This is a genomic window from Vreelandella titanicae (assembly GCF_014697095.1).
Taxonomy (GTDB): Bacteria; Pseudomonadota; Gammaproteobacteria; order Pseudomonadales; family Halomonadaceae; genus Vreelandella; species Vreelandella titanicae.
This window is the reverse complement of sequence record NZ_CP059082.1, coordinates 4,072,814-4,094,820: the sequence shown is the minus strand read 5'-3', so window position 1 is coordinate 4,094,820 and position 22,007 is coordinate 4,072,814. Positions and strand designations below refer to the sequence as shown.

The window sequence follows — 22,007 nt, the reverse complement described above, 5'->3', positions numbered from 1 at the left end:
GGCCATGCTTAAACGTCTAACTGGATCCGGAATCAGCCTCTTATTGGGGGCGATGTTGAGCATGACCTATCATCCTGCTTCAGCCGAAGTATTGGTGGTGGTATCAGCCGAGGCGCCTTTTACTCGCCTTACCAGCAGCGATTTAAGGGATGTTTATTTAGGGCGCCGCACGCTAATAGTTAACGGAGCACAGGTGGTGCCCTTGGATCTGACTGAAGGTACGGCAGCGAGAAGTGAGTTCTACACCCGCTACACGGGGCAAACCCCTGCGCAGATCAAGGCACACTGGGCCAGGCAGATATTTACCGGGCGAGGGCAGCCGCCCCAAGCGCTGGCTAATAGTCGCGCAGTGGTAGAGCGATTAGTCAGTGATGCAAAAGCACTGGGCTATATAGACCCTTCCTTTCTTGATGAGCGTTTGAGAGTGGTGACAATTGAGTAGTCTCAATGATCCAAGAGGCCCGAGCCGTGTCAGCTCATCCAGAGCCTTTATTCATCGATGGTCACATCATCTTGTAGAGCCACTGGTACTCTTCAGCATCGTGGCTTTTATGATGTTATTGGTTATATGGGGAAGTACTTATTTTTTAGTCAATAAAGAGCGTATGTCCATTGAGCGTCAGGCAGAGCTGTCCGTGGGTGAAATCACCGACACCTACGAAGCAAGGGTTGTAAGGGCCCTCAGGGAAATTGACACGACACTGAAGTTAGTACGTTTTACCGCCAATAGCAGCAATCACTCGAGCGTGCTCAGTGTGTTAAATGAGCAGCGGCTGCTGCCTCCCGCACTGCTTTTTACCATCAGTATTGTTGATTCGCAGGGCATGGTTGTTGAGACTACTGATCCTGGGCTGCTTGGGCAGCGCCTAACGCCTCCTGCGCAAGCAATGCTGGATGATGATTACTTAGCCGTGGGAGAAAAGGATGCTAACCAGATTACCTTTACTCGACCATTAAGGCCTGAGCAAGAATCTGCGCAAGGGGGAGGCTCAGGCTGGGTCATCATCGCTATTGATGCCAATTACTTTGTGAGCAGTTATGAAGTTCGATCTTTGGGCCAGCAGGGCATGCTGGCACTCGTCGGTGCGGATGGCATCGTACGGGTCAGGCGTTCTGGAGATGCGATCCATTCAGGCGAGTTAATGGATATAGGAGCCTGGAAAAGTAGCACACTGGATGCTGTTAGTGCGCCTTTTATGACCCACTGGCAAGGGGTTGAGCGTTACACGCTGGTGCGCGAGCTGTATGATTTTCCACTCTCGATCGTGGTAGGGCTCTCTGCCCAGGAACAGTTGGCCGCAGCTCACCAACTTGCGCGAAGCTATTGGCAGCGGGCCGGTTGGACTAGCGGCCTGCTACTCATCATTCTGGCTATACTCGGTCGTTTGAGCTGGCAACTTCAGTGGGCGCGGCGGCGGGTAATGGAAGAGCGTGTATCACATGCTCAGCAGGTCGAACACTTAGCTTTCCATGACACGCTAACCGATTTGCCTAATCGAGCCTTTTTGAGCCACTTGATTACTCAGGCCGTGAAGCTTGGCGGTCGCCATAGTGAATCCTTCGCGCTGCTTTTCTTGGATCTTGACCGCTTTAAGTTAATCAATGACACCTTGGGTCACGATGCCGGAGACCATCTCCTGCAAGAAGCAGCAAGTCGACTGACCACTTCGGTGCGTGAAAGTGATGTCGTCGCTCGGTTAGGGGGCGATGAATTTGTCATCCTTTTGAGTAAGGTTAGTCGACGAGACCAGATTGAGCCCATCGCCCAAAAAATTCTTTCAGCCATCAGAGAGCCCTTTATGCTAGCGGGCCAGGAGTGCCATGTCTCGGTAAGTATTGGTGTCTCGCTGTATCCGTTTGACGGGCTTGACGAGCAAACATTAATGAAAAGCGCTGATATGGCGATGTATCAGGCGAAGCTGCTGGGCAAAAACACTGTCCAGTTCTATACCGATGAATTAAGTGCGGAAATGGATGTGCGTTTAACCTTGGAGTCTGGCCTGCATCGTGCGCTTGTGAGTCATGAGTTTAGGTTGTTCTTCCAGTCAAAGCATGACGTCGAAGTAGGTAGCACGCTTGGCATGGAGGCATTGCTTCGTTGGCAGCATCCAACGCTTGGATTGCTGGAACCCGCCCAATTCATGCCCCTGGCTGAAGAGAGCGGTTTGGCCATGCCTATCGCTCAATGGGTGCTCGAAAATGCCTGTAGGCAAAACATGCTGTGGCAACAAGAAGGGTTTCCTGCATTAACGATGGCGGTCAAGATTTCTGCACGCCAATTTTACGACAACAGCTTTGTGGAGAGTATCAAGGAGGCATTAGCCACTACTGGAATGGATCCCTGGCTACTTGAGTTGGAAATGACAGAGAGCATGCTGCTGCAGGATGTTCAGCGTACGGCGAGTATCTTTGCCGAGATTAAAAAACTCGGGGTTAAGATAGTCATTGACGATTTTGGTACAGGGTATTCTTCTTTATCTGACTTAAACGCTTTGCCTGTCGATACGTTAAAAGTAAGTTCTTCTTTAGTTAAGCGCTTATCAGGCACTCGTCGCGACCAGCAGTTATCGTCATCGGTCATTGAGTTGGGTAAGCGTCTAGGGATGCAGGTGTTCGCGAAAGGGGTCGCTTCTCATGAGCAGTCCCAGTTCATAGGCAGCCACTCCAGTCTCCCTTTTCACGGCTTTTATAGTAATAGACCGTTATCAGCAGAGGAGAGCTGTCAAAGGGAGAAATAGCCCAGACAGACACCGCTTACCCTTTTACAGCCAATGTAGGGCAAGCAGTGCACAGGTTTTAGCCGACTACTTTACATATTAGGGTAGTTGGGTCCGCCACCGCCTTCTGGTGCTACCCAGGTAATATTTTGCGCTGGGTCTTTGATGTCGCAAGTTTTGCAGTGCACGCAGTTTTGGAAATTGATCTGAAAGCGTGGCTGGCCCGCGCTATCCTCTACCACTTCGTAAACACCGGCCGGGCAGTAGCGCTGCGCCGGTTCTGCGTATTTGGGCAGGTTTTCGCGGATCGGTAGCTCAGGATCGTCCAGGCGCAAATGACACGGCTGATCCTCTTCATGGTTGGTGTTCGACAGAAACACAGAGGTAGGCTTGTCGAAGGAGAGCTTGCCGTCCGGTTTGGGATAGTTAATCTTTTCAAACTCGGCTGCAGGCTTGAGGGCGCCATAGTCTGTGGTGGTGTCGTGGACGTTAGGCAGCTTGTTGCCCAGCAACTGGTGAGCAAAATTATATGCTCCACCGCCCACGGTGCCATATTTATGGATCGCGGGGCCGAAGCTGGCGCTCTCTTTAAGCTCTTGGTAGGCCCAGCTGGCTTCCCATTTCTGGGTAAAGCTCGTTAGCTCCTGGGCGCCTTCATCACCACCTTTGATCGCCTCAAATACGCTCTCCGCGGCAACCAAACCAGACTTCATGGCGGTGTGCAGGCCTTTGATCTTGGAAAAGTTGAGAGTGCCCGCATCGCAGCCAATCAATAGCCCGCCGGGGAAGGTCATTTTGGGTAGGCTGTTAAAGCCCCCCTTGGTAATCGCCCGGGCGCCATAAGCCACGCGCTTGCCCCCCTCCAGATACTGACTAAGTACCGGATGATGCTTCATACGCTGAAATTCGTCGAAGGGCGAGAGCCACGGGTTCTGGTAGCCCAGATCCATAATCAAACCCACCACCACCTGCTGGTTTTCCGCATGGTAAAGAAACCAGCCGCCGTGAGCGTTTTTATCTAATGGCCAGCCAGAACCATGCAACACAAGCCCAGGCTCATGCTTGTCGGCAGGCACATCCCACAGCTCTTTAAGGCCGATGCCGTAGTGTTGCGGGTCGCGTCCTGCATCCAGTGAGAAGTCTTTGATTAAGCGCTTGCCCAAATGCCCCCGCGAGCCTTCGGCAAACAGCGTGTATTTGGCGCGTAGTTCCATGCCCGGCATATGGCCATCTTTAGGGGTGCCATCTGCGGCAACACCCATGTCGCCAATCAGAATACCGCGCACGGCGCCTTCTTCAATAATGACCTCTTGGGCGGCAAAGCCTGGGAAGATTTCTACGCCGAGGCCCTCTGCCTGTTCCGCCAGCCAGCGGCACAGATTGCCTGCACTGATTACATAGCGGGTAAGCTCGCCGCCGGTGTTATGCATGCTTTTAGGTACCAAGGCGTTGGGCACTTTCTGCGCTTTTTCGGCGTCTTTGAGCAAGAAAACGTCATCGCGAATCGCCGGGGTATTGAGCGGTGCGCCGCGCTCTTCCCAATCTGGAAACAGTTCCGCCAGTGCGCGAGGTTCAAAGACTGCGCCCGATAAAATATGTGCGCCAACTTCTGAGCCTTTCTCAACGACGCAAACCGTGAGCTCTTGCTCAGCCTCGTTGGCTTGCTGCATTAGTCGGCATGCGGCGGAAAGCCCAGATGGGCCCGCACCGACAATGACGACATCAAAGTCCATTACATCGCGTTCTACAGTTTCCACCCGGTTTCTCCTTATTCTCTTTAAGTGCCAGCGTTTACAAAGCTAATCTAAGGTTAACTCCAGGGAACTAGCTTATAAAAAGTCGGCCTTAATTTAAAACGGTCGTTTGCTTCTGGTTATGCCCCATGATAGGCATAATACCTGTGTCAGGTCACGCCTACGATGGTGAAAGGAGCATTTATTGACGGTATGCTTTGTTAACCCTCGTTCAGTGCTACGACTAAGGCCGTAGTGGATGATTAAGCATTAGGTATTGTCGCTTTGTGGCAGGCTATGGCAAATTGGGAGGGTTTTTCAATTGCGCACCTATCAAACGCTCGATTGAATTTTATGCATTGAATTTAAAAGCGCCGCCATTTTTTGTTGGCAGCGCCTGTATTGGGGCAGGCGAATCGCTGTTGAGCGATTGCCGGTAAGTCTTCAATACACCACACATCTTAAAAAGGGGTATCCGCTGGGCGGGTGCCGTCTCAGGGTAACGGCTTTACGACAAGCCAAGCGAGGAACCTATGAAAGTACTCGTCGCGGTGAAACGCGTCATCGACTATAACGTCAAAATCCGCGTTAAGGCGGATCATTCGGACGTCGATCTTACCAACGTCAAAATGGCCATGAACCCCTTCTGCGAAATTGCCGTGGAAGAGGCGGTACGCCTGAAAGAGAAGGGCGTGGCGACAGAAGTCGTCGCCGTCACGGTAGGGCCCAAAGCCGCCCAAGAGCAGCTGCGTACGGCGCTGGCGCTGGGCGCCGACCGCGCCATTCATATCGAAACTGACGAGCGCGCCGAATCCCTGGCCGTGGCCAAGCTGCTGGCCAAAGTGGTTGAAGAAGAGCAGCCGGGGTTGGTGGTGCTGGGTAAGCAGGCTATCGACACCGACAACAACCAGACCGGCCAAATGCTCGCCGCGCTGACCGGTCTGCCCCAAGGCACTTTTGCCTCGGAAGTTGCAGTGGACGGTGACAAGGTGCATGTGACCCGTGAAATCGACGGTGGTCTGCAAACCATCGCACTGACGCTACCGGCGATTGTCACCACCGACCTGCGTTTGAATGAGCCGCGCTACGCCAAGCTGCCTGACATCATGAAGGCCAAGAAAAAACCGCTGGATGTGAAAACCCCCGCCGACTACGGCGTCGAGGTCGCCTCCAAGGTCAGTCTGCTCAAAGTCGAGTCGCCCGCCGAGCGCAAAGGCGGCGTCAAAGTCGCCTCGGTAGACGAGCTGATCGACAAACTGAAAAACGAAGCCAAAGTTCTTTGAGATAAGCTCTTTAAGATAAGTGCTTTGAAAACCGTACTTTAAGAAAAGAGCTTTGAAAGGAGTTGATGCCATGAGCATTCTGGTACTTGCGGATCTACACGAAGGCCAACTGGCCGGCGCCACCGCCCACGTCGTGGCGGCCGCCCAAGCCATCGGTGGCGATATTGACGTGCTGGTGGCCGGTGAAGGGGTTCAGGCCGCCGCGGAAGCTGCCGCCAAACTCGACGGCGTAAGCAAAGTACGCGTCGCGGATAACGCCGTTTACGCCCACCAGCTGGCCGAGCCAATGGGCGCGCTGCTGGTCGAACTGGCCGATGGCTACACCCACGTACTGGCCAGCGCCTCCACCACCGGCAAAAACGTACTGCCGCGTTTAGCGGCGCTAAAAGATGTTAGCCAGCTGTCGGACGTTATCGCCGTGGACAGTGCCGATACCTTCAAGCGTCCTATCTACGCCGGTAACGCCATTGCGACGGTGAAAAGCGACGATGTGCTCAAGGTCATCACCGTGCGTTCCACCGGCTTTGATGCGGTCGGCACCAGCGGCAGCGCGACGATTGAAACCGTCGACGTAGTGGTGGACAACAGCCAGTCCAGCTTTGTGAAGGAGGAACTGGCGCAGTCGGATCGTCCTGAACTGGGCGGTGCCAAGGTGGTGATTTCCGGTGGCCGTGGTATGGGCAATGGCGAGAACTTCAAACTGCTCGACGGCATCGCCGACAAGCTGGGCGCTGCCATTGGTGCTTCCCGGGCCGCCGTCGACGCAGGCTTTGTGCCCAACGATATGCAGGTTGGCCAGACCGGCAAGATCGTTGCCCCGGATCTGTATATCGCCGTGGGCATTTCCGGTGCCATCCAGCACCTGGCGGGCATGAAAGACTCCAAAGTGATCGTCGCGATCAACAAAGACGACGAAGCACCGATTTTCCAGGTGGCGGATTACGGCCTGGTGGGGGATCTATTTGAGATCCTGCCGGAACTTGAGAGCAAGCTGTAAGCAATACCGTGATTCAATAGCGGTGGGCCGACTTCGCCAGAAGTCGGCTTTTTTTTTGGCGGGTGTATTAGGTAAACTGGCAATAGTTGACTAAAGTACTGGGGCAAAAGGTAAGAAAAACCACCCCGGTGGTTGAAAAAGCTGCGGGCTGACCGCACATAGATAAGTGAAAGCAACGAAAGCCACTCAAGGAGATGATGATATGGCACATACACTACCCGAATTGCCGTACGCATATGACGCTCTCGAACCAAACATCGATGCGATGACGATGGAAATTCACCATTCTCGTCACCATCAAACCTACATCAACAACCTGAACGCCACGCTGGAAGGCACAGGTCTCGAAGATGTACCTGTCGAAGAGCTGGTCGCTAATCTGGATCGCGTTCCAGAAGCCAAGCGTCAAGCCGTTATCAATAACGGTGGCGGTCATGCCAACCACTCCATGTTTTGGCAAATGATGTCGCCTAACGGCGGTGGTAATCCCCAGGGTGATGTCGCAAAAGCGATTGACGCTGAGCTGGGTGGCCTGGAAGCCTTTAAAGAAGAATTCAAAAAAGCCGCCCTTGGCCGTTTCGGCAGTGGTTGGGCTTGGCTCTCCATTACTCCTGAAAAGAAATTGGTGGTAGAGAATACCCTGAACCAAGACAGCCCGTTGATGCACGGCAACACGCCGCTGCTCGGTCTGGATGTTTGGGAGCATGCCTACTACCTGAAGTATCAAAACAAGCGTCCTGACTACATTGCTGCGTTCTTTAACGTAGTTAACTGGGAAGACGTTGAGCGTCGTTATCAAGCTGCGATTAGCTAATATTGCTATGAGCCGCTAACTGCGCCGGTTCACGGCGCTGTTAAAAACCGTCCACTTTTTAGTGGGCGGTTTTTTATTGCCTGGGACAGTGTTTTAGGGGCAGGGTTGGGCATTAGCTGTCAATATCCTGTGGATGAAAAATACCACATATGCTTGAATTGATTTTTCATTGGTCTATATATAGTATGCGTCGTATCTTTTAGAGAGGGGAGGCACTAGATGTGCCCTACCCGAAAAATGCCGCTATGAAAAGGAAAATAGCCATGGAAATCCAAATTTATAGCAAGCCCGCTTGTGTTCAATGCACCGCGACTTACCGCGCGCTCGACAAGCAGGGGCTTGATTACACTGTTATCGATATTACCGCCGAATCCGGTGCCCAAGAAGAAGTCGAAGCTCTCGGCTATCGCCAGCTTCCTGTCGTAGTCGTCGGCGAGGATCACTGGTCGGGTTTCCGCCCAGACCGCATTCAAGCGCTGGCTTAAGTCATCCCAATGCTGGCAAGTTGCTCACCTTCACCTATCGCCGGCAGTTTGGTTTACTTCTCTACAAAATCAGGCAATACCCATCGATTTGTAGAAAAACTTGGTTTTGCCGCAAAGCGACTGCCGTTGAATCGAGATGAGCCTGTTCCACGAGTCACCCAGCCGTATATTTTAATTACCCCCACTTATGGTGGGGGAAGCGAGCAGGGTGCGGTGCCCAAGCAGGTGATCCATTTTCTTAACGACACACATAATCGAAGCCTCCTGCGGGGGGTGATTGCAGCGGGAAATACAAATTTTGGCGAAGCGTATGGCCTTGCTGGCCGCATTATTGCGAAAAAATGCCAAGTGCCGCTGCTGTATCGATTCGAATTATTTGGCACCGACGATGACGTGGCCAATGTCCGTCAAGGAGTAGAAGAGTTTTGGAAACGACAAACCTAGCCCTGAAAGACTCAGCGCCGAAAGACTCAGTCTCGAACGACGTATCCACTAAAAACGGTGAGGCCAAGCGGCCAGCGGCGAAGACAGAAGCTCGCACGCTGGACTATCACGCTCTTAACGCCATGCTCAACCTGTACGGTGCCAATGGCGAGCTGCAGTTGGATAAAGATCGCGAAGCGGCACGCCAGTACTTTTTGCAGCACGTTAACCAGAACACGGTGTTTTTCCACTCGTTAGAGGAGAAACTCGATTACCTGGTCGAAGAGCAGTATTACGAAGCCGAGATGCTGGCCCAGTACAGCTTCGCCTTTATCAAGGCGCTGTTCGAGCAGGCCTATGCATATAAGTTTCGCTTCCCTAGCTTTTTGGGCGCCTTTAAGTACTACACCAGCTACACGCTGAAGACGTTCGACGGCAAGCGCTATCTAGAGCGTTACGAAGACCGCGTCTGCATGGTCGCGCTAACCCTGGCGCGGGGCGACGAAACGCTGGCGAAGTCGCTGGTGGATGAAATCATTAGCGGCCGCTTTCAGCCGGCGACCCCCACCTTTTTGAACTGTGGCAAGCAGCAGCGCGGCGAGCTGGTGTCATGCTTCCTACTGCGTATCGAAGACAATATGGAGTCGATTGGCCGTTCGATTAACTCGGCCCTCCAGCTCTCCAAACGCGGCGGCGGCGTGGCGTTTCTGCTCAGTAATATTCGTGAGTCGGGTGCGCCCATCAAGCGTATTGAAAACCAGTCATCGGGCATCATCCCGATTATGAAACTGCTGGAAGACGCCTTCTCCTATGCTAACCAGCTGGGGGCTCGTCAGGGGGCAGGGGCGGTGTATCTTAACGCTCACCACCCGGATATCCTGCGCTTTTTGGATACCAAGCGGGAAAATGCCGACGAGAAAATTCGTATCAAAACGCTCTCCCTGGGCGTGACGATTCCGGATATTACCTTTGAACTTGCCAAGCGCAACGACGACATGTACCTGTTCTCGCCCTACGATGTAGAGCGTGTTTACGGCGTGCCCTTTGGCGACATCAGCGTTACCGAGAAGTACCAAGAGATGGTTGCGGATGCGCGCATTCGTAAGCATAAGATCAATGCACGGGCCTTCTTCCAAACTCTAGCCGAGCTGCAGTTCGAGTCGGGCTACCCGTACATCATGTTCGAAGACACGGTTAATCGCGCCAACCCGATTGCTGGCCGTATCAACATGAGCAACCTTTGCTCGGAAATTCTTCAGGTCAATACGCCTACCGAGTATGACGATGACCTGGGTTATCGCCAAATCGGTCAGGACATCTCCTGTAACCTGGGCTCCATGAACATTGCCAAGGTGATGGACGCAGGCGATATCGGTACCAGTGTGGAAATCGCCATTCGTGGTCTCACCGCCGTATCAGAGATGAGTAACCTGCGCAGCGTGCCCTCTATTGCCGAAGGTAATGCCAAGTCGCGGGCGATTGGCTTGGGCCAGATGAACCTGCACGGCTATCTGGCGCGGGAGCACATTTACTACGGCTCTGACGAAGGTTTGGATTTTACCAACCTCTACTTCTACTGCGTTGCCTTCCATGCGATCCGGGCGTCGAACCGTTTGGCGATTGAGCACAAAGAGTCGTTTGCGGGCTTTGCAGACTCTACCTACGCCTCGGGTACTTTCTTCGATAAGTACACCGACCAGGCGTGGCTGCCGCGCACCGATAAAGTACGTGGGCTATTTGAGCGCAGCGGTATCGCGCTGCCGACCCAGGACGATTGGCAGGAGCTGAAAGCCTCGGTCATGGCCCACGGTTTGTATAACCGTAACCTGCAGGCAGTACCGCCCACGGGGTCGATCTCCTATATCAATAACTCCACCTCCAGTATTCACCCGGTGGCGGCGAGAATCGAGATTCGTAAAGAGGGCAAGTTGGGACGCGTTTATTACCCGGCGCCTTTCCTGGATGAAGCTAATTTTGACTACTTCCAGGACGCCTACGAAATCGGCCCGGAAAAGATCATCGATACCTACGCGGAAGCCTCGCAGCACGTCGACCAGGGCTTATCGCTAACGCTGTTCTTCCCGGACACCGCAAGCACGCGCGATATCAATAAGGCGCAGATTTACGCCTGGCGCAAAGGCATCAAAACGCTTTACTACATTCGCCTGCGCCAGAGCGCGTTAGAAGGTACTGAGGTAGAAGGCTGCGTTTCCTGCACGCTGTAATGGTACTGATTTCTGCCGCTACGCCTTGTGTCCGTTATTGAGCATTCGTTTTTAAACGAGCTTTGCTAGCCCGGCTCTCATAGCCGGGCTTTGAGAGAGTGATATGAATACCATGCAACGTTTATCGCGCATTGATGCGATTAACTGGAACCGGCTTCAGGATGATAAAGACCTGGAAGTGTGGAACCGCTTGACCAGTAATTTTTGGCTTCCCGAGAAGGTGCCGCTGTCGAACGATATTCAGTCGTGGAATACGCTGACCGAGAAAGAAAAGCAGCTGACGATCCGCGTTTTCACGGGCCTTACACTGCTGGACACCATCCAAAGCAGCGTGGGTGCGCCGGTATTAATGGAAGACGCTCGCACTCCCCATGAAGAGGCGGTTTACACCAACATCGCCTTTATGGAATCAGTGCATGCGCGCTCCTATAGCTCGATCTTCTCGACGCTCTGTACCACCCGTGATGTGGATGACGCGTTCCGCTGGAGCGAAGAGAACCCTACTCTGCAGGCAAAATCTCAGCTGATTCTGGAGCGCTACCGCTCGGATGATCCGCTGATGCGCAAAGTTGCCAGCGTGTTCCTTGAGTCATTTCTGTTCTACTCCGGCTTCTACCTGCCGATGTACTGGTCAAGCCATGCCAAGTTGACCAACACCGCCGACCTTATTCGTCTAATCATTCGCGACGAAGCGGTACACGGCTACTACATCGGCTATAAATTCCAGCAGGCAATGGCGGAAGCGACGCCAGCGCGTCAGCAGGAAGTCAAAGATTACGCCTATGAGCTGCTGCTGGAGCTCTACGACAACGAAGTGCGCTACACCGAGTCTCTTTATGACGAGGTAGGCCTTAGCGAAGATGTGAAAAAATTCCTTCACTACAACGCCAATAAAGCGCTGATGAATCTTGGCTTTGAGCCCCTATTCCCCAGCAGCGTCACCGATGTGGACCCGACCATCATGGCGGCTCTGTCACCTAACGCCGACGAGAATCACGACTTCTTCTCCGGCTCCGGTTCTTCTTACGTCATCGGCAAAGCCGTCGCCACCGAAGACGACGACTGGGCGTTTTAATAGCCGTATGAGTGGGAGGAGATGAGTTGATGGTATAAATAAATGTGCATAGAGGAGGAGGTATGCCAGACAGTCCCGCTAACGTATTAAAAATTGCTGCAGCAATGGTGAGCGATCCCGATGGTCGTTTGCTATTAGTGCGTAAGCACAATACGTCCTTCTTTATGCAGCCCGGCGGCAAGATCGATGCGGGTGAAACCGCCCCAGAGGCGCTGTGCCGTGAGCTGAAAGAGGAGTTGGGCTTGCAGGTTAATGAAGATCAACTGATTCCGCTAGGCGTGCACAGCGCTCCCGCTGCCAATGAACCGGACATTATGCTTGAAGCGCACCTGTTTAGCCTGGTTATCGACGAGCCTGTGGAGGCGGCGGCTGAAATAGCCGAAGCAAGATGGGTAACCCGTGAAGAGGCTTGGCAACTCCCGCTGGCGCCGCTGACAAAAGAGTACGTAGTGGTTAACTATTAAGCTTAGATATTGTGATAACGGGCGCTGATGGGCGCCTTTTTTTATGCGTGTTAGGTAAGCGAAATCAAATGATCGTTAATGATAAATATTGTCATTTATTCTATTAGTGGTAGGCTATGTCCCGGAAAAGATAAACGCAAATCGTTCTAATACCCAATTAGTTTTTAGTGGCGCGGTGCTCGCCGCCCGCTACTCAGTGACGGAGAGTCGACGTGCTGAACAGGCCTTTCTTTGCCTTGCGTGGATGGTGGCTAGCGGGAGTGCTGACCAGTGGCACGCTGATGGCAAGTGAACAAGCAGTGGCTCAAGCGGCCGAAAGTGTCGAAGCCCAGCAAACCCAGGCAGCGCTTCAGGAGCAGATTGATGCTGCCGATGAACAGACCCGGGAGCAGTTGGAGGAGTTGCGCCGTTTGGAACGCGAAACCCGCCAGTTGAAGGCTGATAACGCCTCTCTGTCCGGGCGCTTGGCGGAAGAGGCCGAGCGTCAGCAGCGTTTGGCGACGGCGCTGGATACGCTGGAAGAGACCCGCGCAGCGCTGCCCGTGATCGAACAGAATATGGCCGAGCAACTGAGCGGCTGGATTGAGCGTGACCTGCCGTTTCTACGTGAAGAGCGGTTGGCGCGGGTTGAGCGTCAGCCAGACGAGCAAGGTCAAAACACTATCGAGCGTATTAATGGACTGTTAGAGGCCTGGCGCGTTGAGCTCGATTATGGTCAGGAGATGGACAACTGGCGGGGGCGTTTAAGTCAGGATGGTCGCGAACGCGAAGTGGATTTCTTGCGCATCGGGCGTATCGGCTTTTATTACCTAACCCCCGATGGCCGCGAGGGGGGTGTTTGGAGTGCTGAGAACGGCGCATGGCAGCCGCTGGATGACGAGTACCTGCGTGAAGTGCGCAGTGGGCTGCGTATGGCGGAAGATCAGCGCGCCCCTGATCTATTAACCTTGCCGCTCTCGATCAGTGCCAATGACCTGCAGGGAGAGCAACCATGAGTCGACTAACACTCCGTCAACTTGGCTATGTCTGTGTTGTATTGGGACTGGTAGCGGTAAGTGGTGTATCAATGGCGCAAACCGAAAGCGCTACTTCTCTGCGTGAAGCCCGTGAGGCTGCTGAGACGCGAGACCAGCAGCGGCTAATGAGCTTTCTGGATGACCAGCAGGCGCTAGAGTCCGCGCTGGAGCAGGCGCGCGCGGAGCACGAAGATGTCCAGCAGCAGCATGAAGCACTACAGGCGCAGCAGGCAGAGCAAACAGATCAAGCTAGCGAGCTGAGCGAGCGCCAGGCAGAGCAGGGCGAAGCGCTCTCGGGTCTGCTGGCCAATCTTGCCCGACATAGCTCAGAGATTCGCAACACGCTTGGCGAACAGAGTCTGCTAACCCTTGAGGAGGGCTCGCTGCCGCCGCGGTTGGGTGAAGTGGAAGTGCTTGAGCGCCATCAGTTGGAAAACGTGGTGGATCGCTTGGCAACGCTAACCGCGCGCACCGGCCGTGCCGAACGGCTTTCAATGCCAGTAGCCGATGCTAACGGCGAGGTGGCCGCCCGCGAGTTGGTGCGGTTGGGCGATTTTGCGGCCTTTACCGAGAACGAGCTTTTAGAGCGCGGTGAAAATGACGGCAACCTAGTGGTTCTGCCGCGTACCCCCGATGCCATTGGCGGGGTACTGGCGGATTACTACCAAGGCGAGAGCAGCGTCTTTGCCATTGATCCTACCCAGGGCAGCGTGCTGGAGGCCTTGGCCCAGCAACCCAGTCTATGGGAGCGTTTCCAGCAGGGCGGCTATGTCGGCTACGTTGTCGTGGCGCTGGGTATTCTGGGTATGATCATCGGTCTGGGGCAGTATCTCTATCTAGTGCTGGTTAGCCTGCGCGTAAAGCGTCAGCGGCAATCCCTCGATCAGTTGCGGGACAATAACCCGTTGGGGCGGGTGCTACTGCGCTTTGAAGGCATGGATAAACATCAAACTCCGGAGGCGCTGGAAGCGCGGTTGGATGAAGCGGTGTTGGCCGAGTTGCCCAGGTTGGAACGCAGCCAGCCGATGGTGAAGCTGCTTGCCGCGATAGCACCGTTGCTCGGCCTGCTGGGCACGGTAACCGGCATGATCGTGACTTTCCAGGCGATTACCGTGTTTGGCACCGGCGACCCGCAACTTATGGCGGGCGGCATCAGTCAGGCACTAGTGACCACCGTACTAGGTCTAATTACCGCCGTACCGCTGTTGTTTGTACAGACCGCTTTGGCAGGCCGCAGCCGTTACTTGACCCACGTGATTGAAGGGCAGGCGAGCGCGACACTGGCAGATCATCTGGAATCTCACACGCCCGTGGTGAATTAACATGTCCACTCTTCCTCTCTGGCTCGAACCCGTTGAGCGCTTAGTAGAGGCGGGTGGCGCGGTACTGGTGGTTTTGGCCGTCGTGGCCGTACTGGTGTTTGCCATGGCTATGGAGCGCTGGTGGTACTACCGGATTACTTGGCGTATAGCACGGCGTCAACTGTTACGCCGCTGGGCGGCACGTAGTGACCACTCCAGTTGGAGTGCCCGGACACTGCGTCAGGTGTGGGCCGAGGCGCTGGTCGCCAGGCTGCGCAAACCCTTGCCATGGTTAAAACTGTTAGTCGCGCTATGTCCGTTACTAGGCTTGTTAGGCACCGTGACGGGCATGATTAGCGTGTTCGATAGCCTTTCGCTGAGCGAGACCCATCAAGCCCGCGCTATGGCAGATGGGGTTGCCCGGGCGACACTGCCGACCTTGACCGGCATGGCCATTGCCGTAGTAGGGCTGCTATTTATTAGTCGTTTAGAGCACGTCATCCGTCGCGAAGACCAGCGGCTGCATGATCGCCTGGCGCGGGCACTGGAGGAGAGTGATGCGTAGACGTCGTTCCATAGATGCGACTGCTGAGAGCAATGAGGTGAATCTTACCCCCATGCTCGACGTGGTATTTATCATGCTGATTTTCTTTATTGTGACTACCAGCTTTGTCAAAGAGAGCGGTGTCGAGATTGAGCGGCCGGAATCCAGCGCCGCCACCCCGCGCCCGGATGCCCAGGTGCTCGTGGCGATTTCCCCCGAGGGTGCAGTCTGGGTAGATGGCAGTCCCGTGGATGCCCATCGGGTCGGCCAGCAGGTAGCCGATATGCTAAGTGATGATGGCTCGGTGGTTATTCAGGCGGATCGCGAATCCACCACGGGCTTGCTGATCGAGGTGATGGATCGCCTACGTGAGGCGGGCGTTGACCAAGTGGCGGTGGCGGCGAGTCGGAGTGGGTCATGATGCGCCACCTGCTGTCATTATTGGGAGGCGTCGTGCTGGCGGTGGGCTTGTTCTGGCTACTTGCCCAGCTAGTGGCTCCCCCAGAGCGGGAGCCCGAAGAGCTGACCATGAGCATGGCGATGACCATGATTGAAGCGCCGGAGGTGGCCCCTAAGCAGGAGGCGCCCACGCCTCAGCCTGTTGAAGCGGCACCCCAGCAAACGCCGCCGCCCATGCCTGCACCCGAGCCGCCTCCGGTAGCGGAAAGCACTATTAGTCTGCCGGAAGTGGAACTGCCAGATGAGCCCGTCGAGCCGGTTGAAATGGACAGCGAACTCCCGGAGCTAACGGAAGTTAAACCGGAACCCCGGCCCGAACCTACTCCTGAGCCGAGACCAGAGCCGACCCCGCAACAGCAACCTGTCGAGGCAGCTCCTAGAGCAGCCCCTGCGTCAGTGGATTCTGCACCCGCCGTGCGCGAAGCTGCCCCGGAAGCTCAGCCAGCGCCCTCTAATGAGCCGGTGAATGTGGGCCAAGTGACACCGACGAACCAAGTTGGTCCAAAGTACCCGCCCCGTGCCCAGCGCCGAGGTATGGAAGGCTTTGTAGAGGTGGCCTTTACGATTCGGCGTGATGGCAGTGTCGACAGCTCTTCTATACGGGTTACCAGCGCGCAGCCGCGTCGGGTGTTTGATGATGCCGCGCGGGAGGCGATTGCCAAGTGGCAATTTGAACCCAGCGATCGGTTACGCAATGCCACCCAGCGGATCGAGTTTGAGTTGAGGTAGCCGTATGAAGCGTCTTTTATGCATTCTATTACTCAGCGTTTGGCCTCTTTCGTCACAGGCCAGCCCTGCGCTACAAGGTGATGTGATTGCTGACCTCAATGCGCTGCAAAGCCAGTTAAAAGAGGGCGCGTTGCCTCAGGTCGTTGAGCGGGCAACGGCCCAGGCTGAGCGGTTGGCATCCGGCAACCAATCGGATCAGTGGGCCAGTGCGCTCTATCAACAGTTAGCGGCAGGTGCCTTGGCGCGTCAGGATCAGCACGCTGCGGCAGCGGATCGGCTGGCGATTGCCCGTGGCTTAAACGGTGTGGATAGTGTCCAAGCAGCCCGTTGGCTACGTGAGGAGGCCTCACTGCGCCGTGCTGCTGGCCAGCGTGATCAGGCCATTGAGCTACTCAGTGAGTGGTTAGCCAATCAGCAAGATAGTGATACTACCTGGCAGCTAACCCGCCTGCTGGCGCAACAGGAGCGTTGGGAAGAAGCCGCTGGCTGGCTTGAGCAAGCACTTAATGAGACGCCAGAGCCCAACGAAGTACAGCAGGCTCTGGCGCTTGCTGTGTATCGCAATGCCGGGCAAGGCGATCAGGCATTGGGCTGGCTGCTAGATGACTTGAATGCGCAAAGCGACCCCGCAGATTGGCGCCAAGCCGCCGGGCTTGCCCAGCAGGCTGGGCAGTCAGGGGTTGCCGCTGGTTTGTGGGAGGCCGGGTGGCAATTAGGTAAGTTGACCGAGCAGGAAGATTTCTGGCTGTTGATTCAACTCCATCTCGCCGGCGGAACCCCCGCTAGAGCGGCAGAACACCTAGAGCGGGCGCTGAATGAGGGCGATATCGTTCGCGATGAGTCCCATCTGCGTTTGCTTGCCAACGCTTGGCGGCAGGCTAAAGACGTTGAGAAGGCCCTGAATGCCTGGCACGCCTTAGCGCTGCATACGCAAGTTGCTGCCGACTGGCGAGCCTATGGTCAACTTGCTTACGCCTGGGGTGAGGATGGGCAAGCGAAACAAGCCTTTGCCCGCGCCTCGTCGCTAGGTGACGAGGAGGCGGAGCAGTGGCTGGCCAGCTTTAACTAGAAAAGACTACGTAGAAAACTACGCCTTAAGCGTGAGAGCGAAGTCGCTCCAGGTAGGCGCGTGATCAGAGGGTCGTTCCATGCCGCGCAGGTCATAGTCGATGCCAGCGGCAGTAACCTGATCGGCTAGCGCCTTGGTGACTAGAATATAGTCGATACGCAGGCCGCGCTTGGGCTCCTGATTAAACCCTTTTGAGCGGTAGTCAAACCAGCTAAAACGGTCATCGCTTTGCGGGTAGCAGAGGCGATAGCTGTCGGTAAGCCCCCAGGCTTTAATGCCTTCGAGCCATTCGCGCTCAATGGGTTGAAAGCTGGTTTTGCCTTCACGCAGCCAGCGCTTGCGGTTAGCGTCGCCAATGCCAATGTCCTGATCTTCCGGCGAGATATTAAAGTCGCCCATGATCGCCAGCCGCTCGTCGGGACGGTGCTGTTCGTTGAGCAATCGCGCTAGTTGGCCATAAAAGCGCTCTTTATGGGGGAATTTGGTCGGGTGAGTAACGTTTTCGCCCTGAGGAAAATAACCGTTCCATACCGTCACGGCTTCTCCATCCACGGCGATCAGACGAACGCCGATCATGCGGCGCTGAGCGTCTTCCTCATCATCGGGGAAGCCGTAAAAAATCTCTTCGGGCGCCTGACGGCACATTAAAGCTACGCCGTAATGGCCTTTTTGGCCGTGATAAAAAACGTGGTAGCCCATGGCTTCTACGTCGGCAAGCGGGAACTCGCTGTCCTGTACCTTGGTTTCCTGCAGCCCAATTACGTCCGGCTGCTGAGTGTCGATCAACGCCTGTAACTGGTGAAGCCGTGCTCGAATGCCATTAATGTTGAACGAGACCAAGCGCATTACGAGTCGTCCCCCTTAGGTTTGTTAGCGTCGCTGCTCGGTTTGTCAGGGTGTATAGCAATATCCTGCCCGCTCTGCTGGCGAGCGAGTTTTCTCACCGCCTGCAGTTTGCGCTGCTGCTGCTTTTTCGCTACAAAACGGCGCGAAGGGGCCACTTGGTCGGGATTGTCGTGGCGCCATTTTTTATAATCTTTCCGCCGGCCGGTACGGATTGTCACCTTATCGGCCAGTGAACGAGTTTTTTTCTTACGCGTCATGTCGCGCTCCTTACGTCGATTTGACGGCTATTCTAACAGGCCTTGGGACTCCTTCGACAGCAGGACGCGCTCTTATCGCCAAGCCCTGGTACAATGCGCACGTCAAGAAGCCAACTTCCACAGCAATGGACAGATAGACAGCCTATGAGCGAGTCGGAACAGACCACAGCCCCGGCCCAGAATCGCAAGCCAAAACGTCGCCGCCGTAAACCGCGTCGTCGCCAGTCGAACTGGGATCTTCGTCAGTTTCAGGTGCCCGCCGTGGCCGGTAAGTGGCGCTTTCATGACTTTGATCTGCCGCTGCCCTTAATGCGCGCTATTCATGCCCAGGGGTTTGAGTACTGCACACCTATTCAAGCGGAGGCCCTGCGCCAGACGCTATTAGGTGGCGACATTGTCGGCAAAGCGCAAACGGGAACCGGTAAAACCGCAGCCTTTTTGATCTCTGTGATGGCCTACTTCCTGGAAGAGCCAACACCCAATGGTCAAAAGCCGGGGGCTCCGCGTGCCTTAATTATTGCGCCCACCCGCGAGCTGGCGCTGCAGATCGAAAAAGATGCTAAAGCGTTAGCGCGTTTCACGCAGCTCAATGTGGCGAGTGTGGTCGGCGGTATGGACTACCAAAAACAGCGTGACAGCCTGGGCAGCAAGATCGATATTCTGGTGGCAACACCTGGTCGTCTGTTGGATTTCCATCAGAAGCGCGATATCGACCTCAATGAAGTCGAAGTTTTGGTGTTAGATGAAGCCGACCGCATGTTGTCGATGGGCTTTATCCCCGATGTGAAGCGGATTATTCGCTACACGCCGAAAAAAGAGGAGCGCCAGACCTTCCTCTTCTCGGCCACCTTTACCGACGACATCTTGAATCTCGCCAGTCAATGGACGCTTGATCCTGCCCACGTTGAGATCGAAGTCACCGTTGAGAATCAGGCGGATATAGATCAGCGTGTGTATCTGGTGTCTGATGACGACAAGCAGCGCTTGCTGGTTAATTTGCTTCAGCAAGAGAGCTTTGAGCGTGTGATGGTCTTTGGTAACCGTCGCGATTTAGTTCGCAAGCTTGACGATCTGCTCAAAAAAGCCGGTGTCAGTGCGGCGATGCTGTCGGGCGATGTGCCTCAGAATCAGCGTATTAAAACCCTGGAAAGCTTCCGCGAAGGCGAGATTCAGGTATTGGTCGCCACTGACGTTGCAGGCCGTGGGATCCATATTGAAGACGTTAGTCACGTCATCAACTACACCCTGCCGGAAGATCCGGAAGACTACGTACACCGTATCGGTCGTACTGGTCGAGCTGGCGCTAAGGGTGTGTCGATTAGCTTCGTCGGTGAAGAGGATGCCTTCTCGCTGCCGGAAATCGAACGCTATATCAACGACAAGCTGCCCTGCGTGCATCCGCCGGAAGGTATGCTCTAAGCCGCATGCTCGATACAGCCCTCAAAAGTGAGATTCAAGACGCTTACCGTCGCGTGGTGGACACCCTTGAGCTGACCCCACGCTACGGTCAGCGCATGATGATCGCCGAAATCGCCCGGACGCTGGGTAATATAGAGAGCGACGGCGAGGGTAAGCGCGTAAGCGATACTCATGTCTGTGTGCTTGAAGCGGGTACTGGTACCGGCAAAACACTGGCCTATCTGATCGCCGCCTTACCGATCGCGAAAGCGCGGGGCAAGCGGCTGATTATTTCCACGGCCACGGTCGCCCTTCAGGAGCAGGTGCTGAATCAGGATCTACCCTCGCTGGCCAGTCATAGCGGTATTGCTTTTCGCTACGCATTAGCCAAAGGGCGTGGCCGCTATGTGTGCGTGGCACGTCTGGATCAGGCGCTCGAAGGTACTGAACCCAACCCGACGCTATCGCTGTTTGAGCAGTCGCTGCAAACACAAAGTAGCGACTTCACCGTGATTGCCAGTGATATGGCGCAAGCTTACGGTCAGGGCGAATGGGAAGGGGATCGTGATAATTGGCCTGAGGCGATTGAGGATGCCCACTGGCGGCGGCTGACGGTTGACCATCGCCAGTGCACGGGTAGGCGCTGTGGGCACTTCGGTGCCTGCGCGTTTTTTCGTTCCCGTCGAGAGCTTGAGAACGCTGACGTTATTGTCGCCAACCACGACCTCGTGCTGGCTGACTTGGCCTTGGGCGGCGGCGCTATTCTGCCCGACCCGGCGGACTGCATCTTTGTCTTCGACGAAGGCCACCACCTGCCCGAGAAGGCGCTTTCCCACTTTGCCCACCGCTTTGCGGTGCACGGCTGCTTGCGTTGGCTAAAAACGCTGAGAAGCAGTTTGACCGACCTTCACCAAGCGTTGGCTATTCAGCCAACGGTGTCGCGGCTTTTAGTTAGCTTGCCAGAGCTGATTCATAACCTGGAGCCCGCACTGGGCGACGTGTTTAGTATGGGGCATCAGTTGGCGGAGCGGCCAAACGGTTTGGCTGACGAAGAGGCCACCCATCAATCGCGTTTTGAGAAGGGCCAAGTGCCCGATGCCCTGCGGGAACAGGCGCAGCAGCTATTGGTGATGTTTGCTTCACTGTCGCGCTGCCTCGAGAGTATCAGCGATATTCTGCGTGAAAGCCTTGATCCCGATAAACAGACCGGCCTCGATCGTGAGCAGGCAGAAACCTGGCTGCCGCTCGTTGCGTTGCTTCATGGGCGGGCGTTAGAGGCGCATGCCTTGTGGCAGGCATTCAGTGAGCAGGATGTTGCTAATGAGGCGCCCAGCGCTCGCTGGATTACCCTAAGCCGTGTAGCGGGGGAGCCGGAAGTTGAGTTTTCGGCTAGCCCCGTTTCAGCCGCACATACCCTGGCCAAGCATTTATGGGGGCGTTGCCATGGGGCGGTGGTCACCTCGGCAACGTTGACTGCGCTGGGGCGCTTTGAACGCCTGCAAGAGCGTGCAGGCTTGGCGAATCGCTACCGCTATCAGGCGCTGCCGAGCCCCTTTGATTACGCCAATGCCGTGCTGCGAGTGCCTAAAGAGGCCACTGACCCTGGCGACAGGGAGGCCCATGAGCGGGCGATTGTGACGTTTGTCTCGCAGTTGGCCGACCAAGAGGCGGCGCTGGTGCTGTTTTCTTCCCGCGCCCAGCTGCGTGCAGTCGACAAAGCGTTGCCCGCGAGTGTGAAGGAGCGGGTGCTCGCTCAGGATGCATTACCTAAGCGTGAGCTTATCGAGCGCCATCGGGCGGCAGTGGATAGGGGCGAGGGCAGTATTATCTTTGGCTTGGCGAGCTTTGCTGAGGGTATCGATCTTCCCGGCGACTATTTGACGCACGTGGTGATTACGCGGTTACCCTTTGCGGTACCCGACGACCCAGTGGGTGCTACGTTAGCGGAGTGGATAGAAAGCCAGGGCGGTAATGCGTTTATGCGCATTAGCGTGCCCGATGCGTCTATTAAGCTGGTGCAAGCCTGTGGGCGCTTGATTCGCAAAGAGAGCGATCGTGGGACGATCACCTTGCTGGATAAGCGGGTGATTACCCGCCGCTACGGACAAGCACTGCTGGATGCACTGCCGCCATTTCGGCGTGAGATTAGTCGCTAGAACGTCATGAAAAACC

21 protein-coding genes are annotated in these 22,007 nt (G+C 55.4%); 18 read left to right on the top strand and 3 right to left on the bottom strand.

What is annotated here, in order from left to right; translation table 11 throughout:
* Nucleotides 1–4 precede the first annotated feature (4 nt).
* Together HZS52_RS18920 and HZS52_RS18915 are read left to right on the top strand one after the other, a co-directional pair.
* Nucleotides 5–442, top strand: a complete 438-nt coding sequence (locus HZS52_RS18920) for a hypothetical protein (RefSeq protein ID WP_022523865.1) — start codon at nt 5–7, stop codon at nt 440–442.
* Nucleotides 443–551: 109 nt separating this feature from the next.
* On the top strand, nt 552–2,738 hold the full coding sequence (locus HZS52_RS18915) for a putative bifunctional diguanylate cyclase/phosphodiesterase (RefSeq protein WP_223827968.1): 2,187 nt from the start codon (nt 552–554) through the stop codon (nt 2,736–2,738).
* 71 nt (nt 2,739–2,809) lie between these two features.
* On the opposite strand, the gene HZS52_RS18910 is transcribed toward HZS52_RS18915, so the two are convergent.
* On the bottom strand, nt 2,810–4,474 hold the full coding sequence (locus tag HZS52_RS18910) for an electron transfer flavoprotein-ubiquinone oxidoreductase (RefSeq protein ID WP_009286425.1): 1,665 nt from the start codon (nt 4,472–4,474) through the stop codon (nt 2,810–2,812).
* Nucleotides 4,475–4,983: 509 nt separating this feature from the next.
* Here HZS52_RS18910 and HZS52_RS18905 point away from each other — a divergent pair.
* From HZS52_RS18905 to HZS52_RS18840, 14 genes are all read left to right on the top strand, one after another.
* Entirely contained in the window at nt 4,984–5,733 is a 750-nt protein-coding gene (locus HZS52_RS18905; protein ID WP_039858181.1) for an electron transfer flavoprotein subunit beta/FixA family protein, read from the top strand.
* A gap of 70 nt (nt 5,734–5,803) precedes the next feature.
* Complete coding sequence (locus HZS52_RS18900) at nt 5,804–6,730, top strand: electron transfer flavoprotein subunit alpha/FixB family protein (protein ID WP_089690688.1); 927 nt, start codon at nt 5,804–5,806, stop codon at nt 6,728–6,730.
* Between the two features lie 202 nt (nt 6,731–6,932).
* Nucleotides 6,933–7,544: a superoxide dismutase gene (locus HZS52_RS18895; protein ID WP_022523859.1), complete on the top strand. Its 612-nt coding sequence runs from the start codon at nt 6,933–6,935 to the stop codon at nt 7,542–7,544.
* Nucleotides 7,545–7,807: 263 nt separating this feature from the next.
* Nucleotides 7,808–8,029, top strand: coding sequence for a glutaredoxin-like protein NrdH (gene nrdH, locus HZS52_RS18890; protein WP_008956787.1), 222 nt, complete (start codon nt 7,808–7,810; stop codon nt 8,027–8,029).
* A 9-nt stretch (nt 8,030–8,038) separates the two neighbouring features.
* Nucleotides 8,039–8,473 carry a class Ib ribonucleoside-diphosphate reductase assembly flavoprotein NrdI gene (gene nrdI, locus HZS52_RS18885; protein ID WP_009286427.1) on the top strand — a complete coding sequence of 145 codons (435 nt, stop codon included), beginning with the start codon at nt 8,039–8,041 and terminating at the stop codon, nt 8,471–8,473.
* Nucleotides 8,455–10,677, top strand: a complete 2,223-nt coding sequence (gene nrdE, locus HZS52_RS18880) for a class 1b ribonucleoside-diphosphate reductase subunit alpha (RefSeq protein WP_022523858.1) — start codon at nt 8,455–8,457, stop codon at nt 10,675–10,677. Before nrdI ends, nrdE begins: the two co-directional genes overlap by 19 nt.
* A 103-nt stretch (nt 10,678–10,780) precedes the next feature.
* Nucleotides 10,781–11,752, top strand: a complete 972-nt coding sequence (gene nrdF / locus HZS52_RS18875) for a class 1b ribonucleoside-diphosphate reductase subunit beta (protein ID WP_159176658.1) — start codon at nt 10,781–10,783, stop codon at nt 11,750–11,752.
* A gap of 62 nt (nt 11,753–11,814) precedes the next feature.
* A complete protein-coding gene (locus HZS52_RS18870) occupies nt 11,815–12,216 on the top strand; it encodes an NUDIX hydrolase (protein ID WP_022523857.1) in 402 nt (133 codons plus the stop codon).
* 212 nt (nt 12,217–12,428) lie between these two features.
* Nucleotides 12,429–13,211 (top strand): DUF3450 domain-containing protein, encoded by a 783-nt coding sequence (locus tag HZS52_RS18865; RefSeq protein WP_190373387.1) that lies wholly within the window; start codon nt 12,429–12,431, stop codon nt 13,209–13,211.
* Nucleotides 13,208–14,554, top strand: coding sequence for a MotA/TolQ/ExbB proton channel family protein (locus HZS52_RS18860; RefSeq protein WP_190373386.1), 1,347 nt, complete (start codon nt 13,208–13,210; stop codon nt 14,552–14,554). The genes HZS52_RS18865 and HZS52_RS18860 overlap by 4 nt, the downstream gene beginning before the upstream one ends.
* Nucleotide 14,555: 1 nt before the next feature.
* Nucleotides 14,556–15,098 carry a MotA/TolQ/ExbB proton channel family protein gene (locus HZS52_RS18855; RefSeq protein ID WP_022523853.1) on the top strand — a complete coding sequence of 181 codons (543 nt, stop codon included), beginning with the start codon at nt 14,556–14,558 and terminating at the stop codon, nt 15,096–15,098.
* A complete protein-coding gene (locus HZS52_RS18850) occupies nt 15,091–15,498 on the top strand; it encodes an ExbD/TolR family protein (RefSeq protein WP_022523852.1) in 408 nt (135 codons plus the stop codon). Before HZS52_RS18855 ends, HZS52_RS18850 begins: the two co-directional genes overlap by 8 nt.
* Nucleotides 15,495–16,265, top strand: coding sequence for an energy transducer TonB (locus tag HZS52_RS18845; RefSeq protein ID WP_022523851.1), 771 nt, complete (start codon nt 15,495–15,497; stop codon nt 16,263–16,265). The genes HZS52_RS18850 and HZS52_RS18845 overlap by 4 nt, the downstream gene beginning before the upstream one ends.
* 4 nt (nt 16,266–16,269) lie before the next feature.
* Complete coding sequence (locus HZS52_RS18840; RefSeq protein WP_159176662.1) at nt 16,270–17,334, top strand: tetratricopeptide repeat protein; 1,065 nt, start codon at nt 16,270–16,272, stop codon at nt 17,332–17,334.
* A gap of 18 nt (nt 17,335–17,352) precedes the next feature.
* On the opposite strand, the gene xthA is transcribed toward HZS52_RS18840, so the two are convergent.
* Both xthA and HZS52_RS18830 read right to left on the bottom strand, forming a co-directional pair.
* A complete protein-coding gene (xthA, locus tag HZS52_RS18835; protein ID WP_190373385.1) occupies nt 17,353–18,180 on the bottom strand; it encodes an exodeoxyribonuclease III in 828 nt (275 codons plus the stop codon).
* On the bottom strand, nt 18,180–18,437 hold the full coding sequence (locus tag HZS52_RS18830) for a hypothetical protein (RefSeq protein WP_190373384.1): 258 nt from the start codon (nt 18,435–18,437) through the stop codon (nt 18,180–18,182). The genes xthA and HZS52_RS18830 overlap by 1 nt, the downstream gene beginning before the upstream one ends.
* 144 nt (nt 18,438–18,581) lie before the next feature.
* On the opposite strand from HZS52_RS18830, the gene rhlB reads away from it, so the two are divergent.
* A complete protein-coding gene (rhlB, locus tag HZS52_RS18825; RefSeq protein WP_022523847.1) occupies nt 18,582–19,856 on the top strand; it encodes an ATP-dependent RNA helicase RhlB in 1,275 nt (424 codons plus the stop codon).
* Between the two features lie 5 nt (nt 19,857–19,861).
* Nucleotides 19,862–21,991 (top strand): ATP-dependent DNA helicase DinG, encoded by a 2,130-nt coding sequence (gene dinG, locus HZS52_RS18820; protein ID WP_190373383.1) that lies wholly within the window; start codon nt 19,862–19,864, stop codon nt 21,989–21,991.
* The last annotated feature ends 16 nt before the right edge of the window (nt 21,992–22,007 follow it).